Below are 15662 nucleotides of genomic sequence, written 5' to 3' on the forward strand. Positions count from 1 at the left end.
TAATTAATCAGATTATTTCTTTCTTCTTTCAATAATATACTTTGAAGAATGCTTCTTCGGAGCTCTTGTCTTCAAGCCCTTAGCATACAAGCCTGTACGAGATCTTGGATGACCTCCGGAAGCACGACCTTCACCACCACCCATTGGGTGATCAACCGGGTTCATTACAACACCACGGTTGTGAGGACGACGACCTAACCATCTAGAGCGACCGGCTTTACCTGATTTTTCAAGACCATGGTCTGAGTTACCTACACTACCAATTGTAGCCTTACATGCAGCAAGAATCTTTCTGGTTTCGCCAGAAGGCATCTTAATAATAGCATAAGCGCCTTCTTTAGAAGTCAACTGAGCAAATGCACCTGCAGAACGTACCATTTTAGCACCCTGTCCAGGACGAAGCTCAATATTGTGAATAATTGTACCAACGGGAATATTTGCCATAGGCAAAGTATTACCTACCTCAGGAGCGGCATCGCTACCTGAAACCACTGTCTGGCCAACTTCCAATCCGTTCGGAGCGATGATATAGCTCTTTGCTCCGTCAGCATAATACAATAAAGCGATACGAGAAGTACGGTTTGGATCGTACTCGATAGACTTTACTGTTGCAGGAATGCCATCTTTATTTCTCTTGAAATCGATAATTCTGTACTTTTGTTTGTGACCGCCACCAAGATAACGCATTGTCATCTTACCTGTGTTGTTACGACCACCAGTACTGCTCTTACCTACCACAAGAGACTTCTCTGGTGTACTTGCAGTGATTTTATCAAATGCACCAATAACTTTGTGTCTCTGCCCCGGTGTTGTGGGCTTTAATTTACGTATTCCCATTTCTTTTTTTAGATATTACTAAAGAAATCTATTGTTTCTCCTTCTTTCAACGTTACGATTGCTTTCTTAAAAGCTGCTTGTTTACCATTGATAATACCTGATTTTGTATAACGGCTTTTCAACTTGCCAGAGTAGTTGATGGTATTAACATCAACTACAGTTACATTATACATATCCTGTACAGCTTTTTTGATCTCCAACTTGTTGGCATCAGGAGAAACACGAAAACCATAGCGATTAGCCATTTTTTCTGTAATCGCTGTTTGCTTCTCTGTTACTATAGGTTTAATAATAATTCCCATTTCTTTACTCCTTATGCGTTAAAAAGTTTTTCTATAACAGCAACAGAACTTTCAGTCAGCACTAAATTTGCTGCATCAAGAACTTTGTATGTGTTTAATTCAGAAGCTGTTATAACATTTGTTTTCTCTAAATTACGAGCCGACAAATATACAAAATTATTTTTCTCCGGTAAAACCATAAGTAACTTTTTATCAGCCACTTTCAGGTTTTTAGCAATTGTTATTAATTCTTTAGTCTTAGGAGCTTCCAGAGCGAAATCTTCTACAACCACAATTGCGTTATTAGTAGCTTTATAAGTCAGTGCAGACTTACGAGCCAGACCTTTTACCTTCTTGTTCAGCTTGAACTCATAATCTCTCGGTTTCGGACCGAATACACGAGCACCACCAACCAATACAGGAGAGTTGATATCACCACGACGTGCACCACCTCCACCTTTCTGGCGGATCAGTTTACGAGTACTACCAGAGATCTCACTTCTTTCTTTCGATTTATGAGTACCCTGACGTTGGTTAGCCAAATACTGCTTTACATCCAAGTAAATAGCATGATCATTGGGTTCAATGCCGAAGATAGCATCGTTCAAAGTTACCTTTCTTCCGGTATCTTCACCTTTAATATTAAATACGCTCAGTTCCATTACTTTTCAATTATTACGATTGAACCTTTTGCTCCTGGAACAGATCCTTTAACCAATAAAAGATTGTGTTCCGGCATTACCTTGATCACTTCCAAGTTCTGAACAGTTACACGTTCATTACCCATCTGTCCAGCCATACGCATGCCCTTAAACACCTTTGCAGGGTAAGAACAAGCACCGATACCACCGGGAGCACGCAAACGGTTATGCTGACCGTGAGTAGTCTGACCTACACCACCGAAACCATGACGTTTTACAACACCCTGGAAACCTTTACCTTTTGATGTACCCACTACATCAACGAAACCAGCATCTTCCAGATAATCCACAGTGATCACATCACCCAGATTGTATGCAGTTTCAAAATTCTTGAACTCGGCCAAGTATCTCTTGGGAGCTACACCGGCTTTCTTGAAATGGCCCATTTCCGGCTGTGTAGTGTGTTTCTCTTTTTTGTCTTCGAAACCAATCTGCACTGCTTCATAGCCATCTTTCTCGATAGTCTTAATTTGTGTAACAACACAAGGACCCACTTCGATAACAGTGCATGGAAGATTTTTTCCCTCGGCACTGAAAACGGATGTCATTCCGATTTTTTTTCCTAATAATCCTGGCATTTCACTTAATTTTTAAATAACTCACACTTTAATTTCTACTTCAACACCGCTGGGTAATTCCAGCTTCATCAATGCGTCAACTGTTTTTGCAGTTGAGCTGTAAATGTCTATCAATCTTTTGTAAGACGATAGTTCGAACTGCTCGCGAGATTTCTTGTTAACGAAAGTTGAGCGGTTCACAGTAAAGATACGCTTGTGTGTAGGCAGAGGTATAGGACCACTAACAACAGCACCTGTAGCCTTTACCGTCTTCACGATTTTCTCGGCAGACTTGTCTACCAGAGAATAATCGTAAGACTTTAATTTAATTCTGATCTTTTGGCTCATATTGTTATATATGTTTCTAAATTATTTGATCAAATCAGCACGACCCTGTACTTCTGTCAGCACCTGCTTAGCGATAGAAGAAGATACCTGAGCATAGTGAGAGAACTGCATTGAAGATGTTGCACGACCTGAAGTGATAGTACGAAGAGCAGTTACATAGCCGAATGTTTCAGCCAAAGGAACTTTAGCTTTCACAACACGTGCACCAGTACGGCTTGATTCCATACCTTCAACCTGTCCGCGACGTTTGTTCAAGTCACCAATTACATCACCCATACTTTCTTCCGGAGTTACAACTTCCATCTGCATGATCGGTTCCATCAAAGCAGGACCTGCCTTTTCAGAAGCGCTCTTGAATGCCTGGATACCTGCGATTTCGAAAGACAACTGGTCAGAGTCAACCGGGTGGAATGAACCATCGATCAATGTTACTTTCAGTTTATCCAACGGATAACCAGCAAGGATACCGTTCTTCATAGCTTTCTCGAAACCTTTCTGTACTGAAGGGATAAATTCTTTAGGAATGTTACCACCCTTCACTTCGTCGATGAACTGCAGTGTACCTTCGAATTCAGCATCAGCCGGTTCAACGCGAACGATGATATCAGCAAACTTACCACGACCACCAGACTGTTTCTTATAAACTTCACGAAGTTCAACAGATTTGGTAATAGCTTCTTTGTAAGTTACCTGAGGTTTACCCTGGTTACATTCAACCTTGAATTCGCGACGCAGACGGTCAACGATGATATCCAAGTGAAGCTCACCCATACCGCTAATTACAGTCTGACCTGTTTCTTCGTTAGTCTGTACGCGGAATGTAGGATCTTCTTCAGCCAGCTTAGCCAATCCCATACCCAGTTTATCCAGGTCTTTCTGAGTTTTAGGCTCTACTGCGATACCGATAACCGGATCCGGGAATTCCATTGATTCCAGTGTAATCGGATGTGCTTCGTCACAAAGAGTATCACCAGTACGGATATCTTTGAAACCAACACCAGCACCGATATCACCACAACCGATAGCTTCCATCGGGTTCTGTTTGTTTGAGTGCATCTGGAACAGACGAGAAATACGTTCTTTCTTACCTGAACGAGTGTTATAAACATAAGAACCGGCAAGCAGAGAACCTGAATATACACGGAAGAAACACAAGCGGCCTACATACGGGTCAGTTGCGATCTTAAATGCCAGTGCAGTCAACGGTTCTTCGAACAACGGTTTACGAACGATCACTTTATCAGGATCGCTAGGATCTGTACCTTCGATAGCATCTGTATCAGCAGGACTCGGCAGATATGCACAAACTGCATTCAACAGAGTCTGAACACCTTTATTCTTGAAAGAAGAACCACAGATCATCGGATTGATCTGCATAGCGATAGTACCTTTACGGATAGCAGCTCTGATTTCATCTTCAGTGATAGTAGAAGGATCATCAAAATATTTTTCCATCAAAGCATCGTCGCATTCAGCCAAAGATTCGAGCATCTTATCTCTCCATTCATCAGCTTCATCCTTCAGGTCTGCCGGAATTTCTTCAATTGAATATTCAGCACCCATTGTTTCATCATGCCAAAGAATAGCTTTCATTGTTACAAGGTCAACTACCCCTTTGAAAGTTTCTTCTGCACCGATAGGAATCTGAATAGGACAAGGATTTGCGCCTAATACAGCCTTCACCTGACGAACTACTTCAAAGAAGTTTGCGCCGGAACGGTCCATTTTGTTTACATAACCAATTCTGGGTACATTATATTTGTCAGCCTGACGCCAAACTGTTTCCGACTGGGGTTCTACACCACCAACAGCACAGAATGCAGCAACGGCACCATCCAGAATACGCAGTGAACGTTCTACTTCAACAGTAAAGTCCACGTGTCCCGGGGTGTCAATCAAGTTGATTTTATATTTATCATTAGCGTAATTCCAGAAAGTAGTTGTAGCAGCAGAAGTGATAGTGATACCACGTTCCTGTTCCTGCTCCATCCAGTCCATAGTTGCAGCACCGTCGTGAACTTCACCAATCTTGTGAGTCAGACCTGTGTAGAAAAGGATACGCTCAGAAGTCGTAGTCTTTCCTGCATCGATGTGCGCCATGATACCGATGTTTCTGGTATATTTTAATTGTTCGTCAGCTTTTGTTGCCATCTTTTTTTATTCTCCTAAATTTGCTAAATTAAAATCTGAAGTGAGCGAATGCACGGTTAGCTTCAGCCATACGATGCATATCTTCTTTTCTTTTGAATGCGCCACCCTGGTTGTTGAAAGCATCTACAATCTCTGCAGACAACTTATCAGACATAGTCTTACCACCTCTCTTACGTGAGAAGATAATAAGGTTCTTCATAGAAATTGATTCTTTACGATCGGGGCGAATTTCAGTAGGTACCTGGAAAGTAGCACCACCTACACGGCGTGACTTCACTTCGACTTGAGGGGTAATATTGTCGAGTGCAGCTTTCCAAATTTCGAGAGCAGACTTTTCTTCGTTAGGCAATTTAGCCTTAACGGTTTCCAGAGCGGAATAGAAAATTTCGAAGGCAGTATTTTTCTTGCCATCATACATTAAATGGTTAACGAATCTCGTAACCTTAACATCACCGAAAACAGGATCCGGAAGGATCTGTCTTTTCTTTGGTTTTGCTTTTCTCATTTTGTTTTCAAAAATTTCGTTTTTTTCTTTGGTTGCCTTTTTAAACTTTGTCTTCAACGGTTCCGCTGAACCATTTACTCAACCTTGTAGCCTATCCAAATACTCAAACCAGCTTTAATACTTAATTTAAATTCTCAGTTTGAAGGGATGTAACTAATTACTTCTTCTTTCCTTTAGCTGCAGCAGCTGCCTGTCCTGGTTTCGGACGTTTAGCTCCGTATTTAGAACGTCTTTGAGTACGTCCGTTTACGCCAGCAGTATCCAAGGTTCCACGTACAATGTGATAACGTACACCAGGAAGGTCCTTAACACGACCACCACGTACCAAAACGATTGAGTGTTCCTGCAAGTTATGTCCTTCTCCCGGAATGTAAGAGTTTACTTCTTTACCATTTGTCAAACGAACTCTCGCTACTTTACGCATTGCAGAGTTAGGCTTTTTCGGTGTCGTAGTATACACACGTACACAAACACCACGTCTCTGAGGACATGAATCCAGTGCAGGTGACTTACCTTTTATCACCAAAGTTTCCCTTCCTTTTCTAACTAATTGCTGAATTGTAGGCATTTCTTTTCTTTTTTAAACTTTGAATGTGTTATAATTATATTTATATCTTTTTCTATTTCAGGCTGCAAAGATACGCATTATTTCCGTATAACCAACGAGTTACAGTTCTTTTTCTGCATAATTCGCGCTAAAAACGGTGCAAAGTTACATAATAGTTCCCGTTTGTTTCTGCTACACAACAGGCGAATTCATACTATTTATTATTATTTAACAACGAAGCCCCGTTGGCTTAAAACCAATGGGGCTTGTCTTGTGTCTGCTTTCTCCCTTCACAGGGAAATTACAGAAAATAACAAAGGTGAAACGCGAGGCTTCACCTTAACAAACTGTTCACCTGTCCATTACGATCAATATGACAGGTGTAGGGTATGCGTTGAAACAACTACGGCATCGGTAGAAAACCCTCCGCTCTCACTGTCCAGCTTCCATCTTGCGGGAATCCGGGAGCTTCGCCCGATGACCCGTCCCAACCGGCAGCCATCATGGCGACAGCAGTCAATAAGGCACCGTTGGACGGGAAGTAAGGAAACGGACCGCCTGTAGCCAATCCATGTTCATCGAACTGGAAACCACCGGCCGGATGAAGCAGGAAGTCCACCGCCTGTCCGGGTTGCCCACAGCGGGCGGCTGCCATAGCCAGCATCGGAAAGTCCCATCCCCAGGTCCGGTCAAAATTCCAGGTTGCAGTGATCTTTGCCAATGTACGTGCCAACGTATCCGGATCAACCCCGTCCCCCGGCAGCATACCGTAAGTACCGATTAAAGCCGGATGCTCGAAGGCAAAGTCCGTCCACATGTCCGGGATACCCTCATACGTAACATATACATCTTCTTCAACAGGCAACGGAGAGAGTCCAGCTAATACCTTTTCCCACTTTTCGTCTACCGGAAGCGACATGCGTTCACGCCATTCACAAGCCATCCGCAGGCCATAACGCCAATAACCCAACTCGAAGGCCGGATTCAACGTTATTTCGGGTCGCGTATTCTCGGAAACAATAAAAACAGGAGGCCCTAGTACATACCGATCCTGCGCCTCGTCATAATGTGCATAATCGGCCATAAAGTCGGCGGTAGCCGAAACGACAGGTTCCCATTTCTCCAACGTCTCGCGGGTAGGATGCAGCCGGTAATCGAGGTCGGCAAAATAGATCGGGTGCGGTTGCTGCCAGATCAGGGTAGCATGGATGATATGAGGCCACTCACGATCGAAATCAGCCGTGCATTTAGGCCAACGGGCCCCTTTATACCCTTGTTTCTGTGCACGCATCTGTGAAGTAGGGAGAAAATCCCGGTAAACGGCCAGACTCTTTTCAAATAACGGCCAACGGTTCCATAAAGCATAATGTACGCCATGCCACCAGATCATTTCGAAATGGAAACGGCCGTACCAGCCATTATTCACCAGTCCGCTCTCTTGGGGAGGAAGCGATCCGGCCTCGTTCACCTTCATAAGGTATTGCGAAAGGACGATCCGGCGTTCCAGTTCTTTCCAGCGCGGGTCTTTGCTGCCGGACAGGTCGATTGCCGCCCCCGATTGCCAGAAAGCTCGCCATTCCCTGGAACTGTCATTAAATATGCGGGAAGCAGTCGGGATATCCGCCAGCTCTTCCTGTGAGAAAAGACAAGAGAAAGACAACTCCTCCGTATCTTCCGGGATCAGTTCAAAACGGTGAGATGCCTCTGCCCCGTCCCGCACGAAACCGGCGCGGGTATTCCACCGCAACGAAGTATAATAATGTGTTTCATCCATTTTACGGGCAATGAGAACAGATCCTTTCTTTTCGTCCCGGATGACCGAACGGTGGGCCCCGGGTTTATCATAAGTGCCGACATACTCTTTCATCTCCCCACTCTCCGCATAAGGAAAATCGAGAAAAACACTTACCTGTCCTTTCCTGAGCAACGGGCTTTCTACCGTGACGCCTACCGCATCCAAAGCAGGATGACAAGCCGTTTTAACAGAAACGGGAACACCATCCAATTTAAAACGGCTGTGTATGATACCGGTCCACATATCCACCTCCTGGTATGTATCCGAAAGATCTTCGGCAGTTGCCTCCCTCCCATCCGAACGAAGCAGTTTAAAGCCGATACGCCCCAGATTAAAGCGGTGGGGATTAGCGGCCAGCCAGGCTGATAATTCGGGTTGTTCCGGATTAGGTATATCGTAAGGGAGCATCTTACCATAGGTATCTATCAAAGGCTTTCTGAAATCCTCCACCTGCAGCCCTTCCGGCAAGGGAAAGCTATGCCAGCTCCACTGTGCCATCGTATTGAAAGGGACAAAGGTTTGCAATCCGGTAATATCGACCCCGAAAGCGAATTCGCCATTCCCTACCTGGGCAGGACTCCGGGGATCAGTCTTCGTGGTTACGATACGATGCCTGTCTACCAATGCCTGCCTGTCGATACGGGACTGATTACAGGCTACAAAAGAGAACACGCTCACCAGAAACAGAAGGATAAGTCGGATCGGTCTTTTCATTTTCTCATGATTTAAATGTAACAGTCTCAAATATACAACTTTTCCATCCTATACACCTTGCTTTCTCTTTCCCCGTTAACAATATTTATCGATAAAAAGAATTGCCATCTACTTAAATTAAGTAGCTTTGCGAAAAGATAGTAGATTAAAATTCAAATAATTGAAGAGACATGGAAAGACTGACTGCGCAAGAAGAAGACATTATGCTCTATATTTGGAGACTAGGTCCCTGCTTTATCCGGGATATACTGAACGAGATGCCTGAACCCCGTCCGCCTTATACGAGCGTGGCCTCTGTGATCCGTAACCTGGAAAAAAAGAAATATGTCACACCGAAGAAGTTCGGAACCATCACAAGGTTCTCTCCCAAGGTGAAAGAGGCTGACTACAAGCGTACTTTCATGTCGAACGTCGTAGAGAATTACTTCACCGGCTCTTACAAAGAGATGGTATCCTTTTTTGTCCGCAACCGTAAACTGACGAAAAGCGACTTGCAGGACCTTATGAACCAGATAGAAAACGAAGAATAGATAAAACGAATCTATATGGAAACATCGATACTGGCCTATTTCCTGAAGGTGAACCTGGCGTTGGCAATCCTTTATATCTGCTACCGCCTGTTATTCCGGGATGATACCTTTTTCCGCTTGCGGAGAGGTGTATTGCTTTCTGTCTACCTGATCGCGTTCCTCTATCCGTTATTGGATATCAGTATCTGGTTATCCTCTCGTGAGAGCATGGCAGAAATAGTGAACTACTATTCTACGATCCTTCCACAGAAAACGGCAGCCATAACCGAAGATATGCCTCTCCTTGCAGAGTCGAACCGGCAGATGATGATAGGAAGCGCTTTGTTACTGGTCTATCTGATAGGAGTATGCCTATTGTTCTTCCGTTGTATCGTGGAATTGGTCATGGTAGTCAGACGCCGGTTCAGAAGCCCTGAACAAAAGATCAACGGGACTACTATTCACATATTACCCACAGGGGAAGAACCTTATTCCTTCTTCGGCTGGATATTCGCTTCACCGGATTCACACACTCCGCAAGCGCTAGAAGAGATACTGGTGCATGAGAAGACCCATGTCCGCCAACTCCATTCGGCCGATGTAGTTCTCGCAGAGCTCGTATGTATCCTATATTGGATCAACCCCTTTGCCTGGTTATTGAAGAAAGAGATCAGTAGCAACCATGAATACCTGGCAGACGAACAGGTGATGCTTGCCGGATATAATAAGAAAGAATACCAGTACCATCTGATCGGACTGGAACATCCCGATATGGCTATAGCAAAACTATATAATAATTTCAGTGTCTTACCATTAAAAAAGAGAATTACTATGTTAAACAAAAAAAGAACCGGCAGAGTTGGGAAAGTAAAGTACCTGACACTGCTACCGCTGGCAGCCGGTTTATTGCTGCTCAATAACATCGACGCGATGGCACGGATCATGAACCGGCAAGCGACTGTTCCCGTTCCCGTACAACAGACAGAGGTTGTACCTGCACCGGAAACAGCTCCTGTAGAAATAGCGGCACCGCTACCACCGGAGGATGACAAAGTGTATCAGGTTGTAGAAGTAATGCCGGAATTTCCCGGAGGGGAAACTGAACTTTTAAAATACATGGCCAGAAATGTCAAATACCCGGCCGAATCCGTAAAGAACAAAGAGGAAGGCAGAGTCTCGCTTTCCTTCATTATCAATAAAGACGGTAGTCTATCAGATATTAAAGTAGTAAAAAGCCTGACTCCATTATTGGATGCAGAGGCAATACGGGTGGTTAAAGACATGCCTAACTGGACACCCGGTAAGGTAAAAGGAAAAGTGGTACGAGTAGCCTATACCGTTCCTATCTTTTTTAAATGCCAGTAATTCGACAACTTAAACATACTAATTCCCTTTTTGAGACAGACACAAAAAAGGCATGAAACTTTCCCAAATGCTGGCAGGCGATCAGAAAAGTAACATGCCCATAGCCCTTCTCAAAAAGGGATATTTTTTAATATTCCGTCTACTTAAACCGCTTCTCCAACTCCTCGTCGGTCAACATCGAAACGATCGTTTTCCCGTCGGGTGTCAGGTTTGAATCCGGACAGGAGAAAAGAGTGGCGATCAAATGATCCATCTCATCGGCAGACATCACTTTCCCCGGACGAATGGCAGCAGCCTTGGCCAAAGCCAACGCGATCGACTCACAAATCTCCTCGTGTACTTCACAGCCCGTTTCTATGGCACGGCTGACAATATCCTTTATCAAAACGACCTGATCCACATTTTCCAGGCCGGCTGGTAAACCATTGATTGCATAGCTGTTATTCCCCAGGTTGGAGAGATCAAAACCGATAAAACGCATATCTTCCAGCAGCGCAGGCAAGACAGCAGCCTCTGCCGCGGTAAACTCGATAATTTCCGGGAAAAGCACCTGCTGGGAGGCTCCTTTCTGCTGACGGATATTATTCAGATACTGGTCGAACAGGATGCGGACATGTGCCCGGTATTGATCGATCAACGCCAATCCCGACTTGAGCGAAGTAATAATATAACGTCCTTTATACTGGTAACAAGGGGTAGTTGTCTCAGCAAACAAAGCCTCGTCACCGACAACCACTTTAACGGGTTCCGGCGTTTCCATCTCCTCCGTATCCAATACTTCACCCATCATTTCCAAATCCTTGCGTACGGCATCCCGGTCACTCTCAAAACCCTGATAGAGTTGAGACCAGTCGAACTCCTGCTTCTTTGAAGAAGGAGATGACGACGAGGGCGAATACGAGGACGATGAAGAACTCTTGAACGGATTATATCCGGAATCGAGTTGCACAGTTGGTGATTTAAAACCATCCGCTTCCCTGACAGGGTTATAGACCGGTATGTCGATTGCGTCCTCCACATCGAAGTCGATGGTAGGAATGGCACTCGACTTGGCTAGTGCCTCACGGGTGGCCGCCATCAGTATCTGCCAGATAGGCTGTTCGTTCTCGAATTTAATCTCAGTCTTGGTCGGATGGATATTTACATCGATCGTGGAAGGATCAAGCGTGAAATAGATAAAATAGTTGGGTTGTTCGCCGGGAGGGATCAACTGTTCATAAGCCTGCATGACCGCCTTATGAAAATATGGATGTTTCATGAAACGTCCGTTCACGAAAAAGTATTGCAGTGCCCCACGCTTTTTGGCAGAGTCGGGACGGCCTACAAAACCGGAAATAGTGACCAGCGAACTTTGTGCATCCACAGAAAGCAGCTTCTGATTCAGGTTCTTGCCGTAAACGTTTATAATACGCTGACGCAAACCGGATTCCGGCAAATTAAAGATCTCGGTATCATTATGATTCAGCCCTAAAGCCACCTGAGGGTTCACCAATGCGATGCGTTCGAACTCATTGATTATATTACGAAACTCCGTCTCGTTCGATTTCAGGAATTTACGCCGGGCCGGTACATTAAAGAACAAATTCTTTATAGAGAAAATACTCCCTTCCGTACAGGCGTCCGGTTCGATATCCTGTAAGGTAGAACCTGCCATCGAAAGCTTCGTACCGAGTTCGGCACCTTGCAGCCGGGTACGCAATTCCACATGGGCTACTGCTGCGATCGAAGCGAGGGCCTCTCCACGGAACCCCATTGTATGGAGCGAAAAGAGGTCGTCGGCAGAAGAGATCTTCGAGGTGGCATGCCGTTCGAATGCCATACGGGCATCGGTTTCAGACATACCTTTCCCGTCATCGACCACCTGGATCAATGTACGCCCTGCATCCTTGATGTTCACCTGGATGTGACCGGCTCCTGCATCTATCGCATTTTCAACCAGTTCCTTTACAACGGAAGCAGGCCGTTGAATAACTTCACCGGCCGCTATCTGATTGGCTATACTATCAGGTAATAAATGAATTATATCGCTCATGACCAGAACAAATACCAGAATAATGCACCCAGAACCGCAATTGCAACAATGAGCTTAACGCTCTTATATGTACGGCTACGTGCATTGTCCCCTCTGTCAAGGCTTTTCTTCAGGTGCGAAGTACCTTCAACAAAGGTTCCTTTTATCTGAGGTTTATATTCTTCCAGTGACTCCTCCACTCCCATCTCGCGTTTTATCTTACGCACACGTTCCTCCATAGCCTCTCTATGGGGATCCCAGTAAATCGGCTTATGGTCGTATTGACGGGGCTTACGCATATTATAAAATGAGAAAAGTGCCATAACTTAACAAATTTAATAGTGAATTTTATTCCTCATGTTTGAATTTATTGTCACCCCTAACCGGTGCGTCTTCCACTTTCTTCTTCACCACAGTGTATATATCATCTTTGTTTTTCGGACGCAGGTAGTCATACCAATAAAAATCCTTCAGTGTTTTCTGTTCCGGCTTCAGGTCGGGTATCGGTGTCAGGTTACCCAGTGGGCTCGGCCATATCTTAAGCTTCTCGAGCTTATTCTCTTTTACCCAGATCGTAAGGAAGCCACTCTTGGTTTCATTCAAACCGATCTTGGCACCATCGCTTTCCAACGGGTAATAGATCGACTCCGCATTTCCCTCCACATCAATCTGCCGGACAGCCTGACCTTCAAAGTAAGCTTTGAGGTCGTTCCCTTTCAGTTGATTATAATAGGTCGAATCGAGATGCTGCACCGCAAACGCAAACTGTATGACATGTGCATATTCGATCGTACTGTCATTCATAAAAATCTCTATCGTATCGCCGTACAACTGATACTGTGCGTTCCACAAAACCGGATTATCATACATATATAATACGGAATCACGGGTATTGAACTGCATCGAATCGCAAACGCCCTGCATATCGGTACGGTAGAAACGTACACCATGAAAAGCCTTTATCTCACGGGCCGTCGAATCGAGTGTCGACATTTCAAGGGTATCGGCATGCAGATATAAGGTATCTCCCTGCGAATATTCCAGGAAACGGGCACTGTCGGTAGCAAAAGCATACTCCGTCCGTTCATTATAATAACCGTACTGGCCTTCCAATGTAACCTTTTGTGCCGTATCTACCAGGCACATATTTCCAAATGCTTCCCCAAAACCGGCATCCTGATTATACGAGATAGAATCGCCGATCAAGACCCTGTCGCCCGAATAGACTTCGGAACGGTCAAGTAGTAAGGATGTATTTGTTTCCGTATTGTACCATCCACGGGAAGAATGGATCGTTCCACTGTCTGATACAATAATGGAAGGTCCTAATATCGTCGCTATTTTCGACTCTGTATTGTAATGAAGCGTATCCGAATACAATGTAAAATTAGGATTCTCCAAACGTACGCTATCGTTAAATATCGCCAGCTTCGTCCCCGGAGAATATTGTCCATAGAATGACGAAAGTTGATTCAGCGAGTCGACGATCAGACCACCATCAAAATAATATCCTATATCCGGAATGCGCTCGTAGTTCAGGCTATCTGTAAAAAGCGTTACCTGCCCGTTCTCCATACGAACGTTTTCACGCAGGTAAGCGATCTGGGTATCTCCGTCATAAAACAGATAGTTACCATACACAAACAGGGTGTCGCCCTGCTCCATCCTCACATTGCTGAAAGCTTCCAGTGAGTTGGTTGTCTCAAAAAAGTAAGCACTGTCACAATACATATATGAACTATCGTGGCGGAAGCACACATCTCCTTGTAGAAACTGTGCATCCGCTTTCATCACTTCCTTATCATAAGACACCGTATCGGCATGCAACAGATAAACCAGTGTTTTTTTAGTAGTGGCAGTATCGACAGGCTGTGTTTCTCCTTGTCTGACGGAAATAGAATCCTGCGTTTGTGCAAAGACACAAACCGTCAGTAAACAGAATAGACCTGTAAGAAAAAACTTATTTACAATTTTCATTCTTTCACCCAACCCGGATACTTGAAGTCACAGTTACGCCATCCTTCTGAAATACGTACATAAGTCGTTTTTTGTTTCTTCAGGATCCAGTCATTCAATAATTCTTCTCTTTTTTGCTGTTCCACCAGATTCTTCATTGCCTGGAAATCGTCTGAAAGATTTGCTTTATGTTGTTCAGTACGTGACTTCAACTTGACAATAGCGACTACCTCTTTCTGTTTGTCGGATATCATGGTAAACGGTTTGGAGATCTCCCCAACCTGCATGTTATAAACGACTTTACCCACTTCCTGCGGAAGTTCCTGCATTTCGAACTTAGGTGTACCGAAGTTATTTCCTTCATGGTTCTGATTCACCATCAACCCTTTGTTGTTACGGGTATCCTTATCATACGAAATGAATGTGGCAGCTTCTTCAAACGAGAACTTGTCAGCCTTCAAATCGGTATATAAAGAGTCCATGCGAACAGTTGCTTCTGTCAATTCCTTTTCCGATACTTTCGGCTTCAACAGGATGTGACGGCAATTAATACGGTTACCGCGTTTTTCGATCAACTGAATGATATGGTAACCATACTCGGTCTGAACGATCTGTGATACACGCTTCGGATCAGACAAGTTGAAAGCGACATTGGCAAACTCCGGAAGCAAGTCGGTCTTACTCATGAATCCCAGTTCACCACCTCTGGCAGCCGAACCCGGATCTTCCGAATACAAACGGGCCAATGTGGAAAACTCCATCTTACCGCTATTGATCTGCTCTGTGAAATCACGCAGGCGGGCTTTGATAGCATCAGTCACCTCGAACGGTATCTTCGGTTCGAAAGTAATGATCTGCACTTCCACTGTTGTCGGGATAGTCGGCAGACTGTCTTTCGACAACTGGTTATAGAACTTACGGATCTCAGACGGAGTCAGCTTGATCTCACCGATCAGTTTCCGCTGCATCTCCTGAGTAATCTGTTGCTCACGGATCATATCCTTACGCTCATCCTTGATCTGTGAGATTTTCTTTCCGAAATATTCTTCTACTTTTTCTTTCGATCCGATCTGGTTGATCGCCCAGTTGACCCACTGGTCTGCAGCCTGGATAATCTGCCCTTCACCGACTTCGATACTATCGATCTTCGCCTGGTTCAGATACAGCTTCTGTATTGCTATCTGCTCCGGAATCACACAATAGGGATCGCCGTCCAGACGCTGACCTTCGTTTTGCATATACAAACGCTGTGTCTCTATGTCCGAACGTAAAATAGCATCATCCCCTACCACCCACACAATTTCATCAATCACATTATCCTGTGCCATTGCCACACAAGATAAGCAGGCAAGAAAGAATACAGTTAAAATCTTTTTCATCATATC

The 15662-nt window shown here is 44.6% G+C and carries 15 protein-coding genes; 2 read left to right on the forward strand and 13 right to left on the reverse strand.

What is annotated here, in order from left to right; genetic code table 11:
• Positions 1-12: 12 nt before the first annotated feature.
• The 9 genes from rplB to BQ7394_RS19115 all read right to left on the reverse strand — a co-directional run bounded on the left by rplB (position 13) and on the right by BQ7394_RS19115 (position 8436).
• Positions 13-837 (reverse strand): 50S ribosomal protein L2, encoded by an 825-nt coding sequence (rplB, locus tag BQ7394_RS19075; protein WP_009859543.1) that lies wholly within the window; start codon positions 835-837, stop codon positions 13-15.
• Positions 838-845: 8 nt separating this feature from the next.
• On the reverse strand, positions 846-1139 hold the full coding sequence (rplW, locus tag BQ7394_RS19080; protein ID WP_075558842.1) for a 50S ribosomal protein L23: 294 nt from the start codon (positions 1137-1139) through the stop codon (positions 846-848).
• Between the two features lie 11 nt (positions 1140-1150).
• Complete coding sequence (gene rplD, locus BQ7394_RS19085; protein ID WP_075558843.1) at positions 1151-1780, reverse strand: 50S ribosomal protein L4; 630 nt, start codon at positions 1778-1780, stop codon at positions 1151-1153.
• Positions 1780-2397 (reverse strand): 50S ribosomal protein L3, encoded by a 618-nt coding sequence (rplC, locus tag BQ7394_RS19090; RefSeq protein ID WP_075558844.1) that lies wholly within the window; start codon positions 2395-2397, stop codon positions 1780-1782. Before rplC ends, rplD begins: the two co-directional genes overlap by 1 nt.
• Before the next feature lie 21 nt (positions 2398-2418).
• Positions 2419-2724, reverse strand: a complete 306-nt coding sequence (gene rpsJ / locus BQ7394_RS19095) for a 30S ribosomal protein S10 (protein WP_005634728.1) — start codon at positions 2722-2724, stop codon at positions 2419-2421.
• A gap of 21 nt (positions 2725-2745) precedes the next feature.
• Positions 2746-4875, reverse strand: a complete 2130-nt coding sequence (gene fusA / locus BQ7394_RS19100; RefSeq protein WP_075558845.1) for an elongation factor G — start codon at positions 4873-4875, stop codon at positions 2746-2748.
• Positions 4876-4903: 28 nt separating this feature from the next.
• Positions 4904-5380 (reverse strand): 30S ribosomal protein S7, encoded by a 477-nt coding sequence (rpsG, locus tag BQ7394_RS19105; RefSeq protein ID WP_075558846.1) that lies wholly within the window; start codon positions 5378-5380, stop codon positions 4904-4906.
• Positions 5381-5537: 157 nt separating this feature from the next.
• A complete protein-coding gene (gene rpsL, locus BQ7394_RS19110; protein ID WP_075558847.1) occupies positions 5538-5948 on the reverse strand; it encodes a 30S ribosomal protein S12 in 411 nt (136 codons plus the stop codon).
• 382 nt (positions 5949-6330) lie between these two features.
• Positions 6331-8436 (reverse strand): hypothetical protein, encoded by a 2106-nt coding sequence (locus BQ7394_RS19115; RefSeq protein WP_075558848.1) that lies wholly within the window; start codon positions 8434-8436, stop codon positions 6331-6333.
• 170 nt (positions 8437-8606) lie between these two features.
• Between BQ7394_RS19115 and BQ7394_RS19120 the strand changes: the two genes are divergently transcribed.
• Positions 8607-8966, forward strand: a complete 360-nt coding sequence (locus BQ7394_RS19120) for a BlaI/MecI/CopY family transcriptional regulator (RefSeq protein ID WP_075558849.1) — start codon at positions 8607-8609, stop codon at positions 8964-8966.
• 15 nt (positions 8967-8981) lie between these two features.
• The gene (locus BQ7394_RS19125) at positions 8982-10310 is read left to right on the forward strand and encodes a M56 family metallopeptidase (protein ID WP_075558850.1); all 1329 of its coding nucleotides are present in this window, start codon (positions 8982-8984) and stop codon (positions 10308-10310) included.
• Positions 10311-10449: 139 nt separating this feature from the next.
• Here BQ7394_RS19125 and mutL read toward each other — a convergent pair whose 3' ends face one another.
• From mutL to BQ7394_RS19145, 4 genes are read right to left on the reverse strand one after another with little or no spacing between them, the layout of a single operon-like run.
• On the reverse strand, positions 10450-12342 hold the full coding sequence (gene mutL / locus BQ7394_RS19130; protein ID WP_075558851.1) for a DNA mismatch repair endonuclease MutL: 1893 nt from the start codon (positions 12340-12342) through the stop codon (positions 10450-10452).
• Positions 12339-12644: a hypothetical protein gene (locus tag BQ7394_RS19135; RefSeq protein ID WP_075558852.1), complete on the reverse strand. Its 306-nt coding sequence runs from the start codon at positions 12642-12644 to the stop codon at positions 12339-12341. The genes mutL and BQ7394_RS19135 overlap by 4 nt, the downstream gene beginning before the upstream one ends.
• A gap of 25 nt (positions 12645-12669) precedes the next feature.
• Positions 12670-14298: an OstA-like protein gene (locus BQ7394_RS19140; RefSeq protein ID WP_075558853.1), complete on the reverse strand. Its 1629-nt coding sequence runs from the start codon at positions 14296-14298 to the stop codon at positions 12670-12672.
• Positions 14295-15659, reverse strand: a complete 1365-nt coding sequence (locus tag BQ7394_RS19145; protein WP_075558854.1) for a peptidylprolyl isomerase — start codon at positions 15657-15659, stop codon at positions 14295-14297. Before BQ7394_RS19145 ends, BQ7394_RS19140 begins: the two co-directional genes overlap by 4 nt.
• Positions 15660-15662: the final 3 nt, after the last annotated feature.

It is taken from the genome of Parabacteroides timonensis (assembly GCF_900128505.1).
Classification (GTDB): domain Bacteria; phylum Bacteroidota; class Bacteroidia; order Bacteroidales; family Tannerellaceae; genus Parabacteroides; species Parabacteroides timonensis.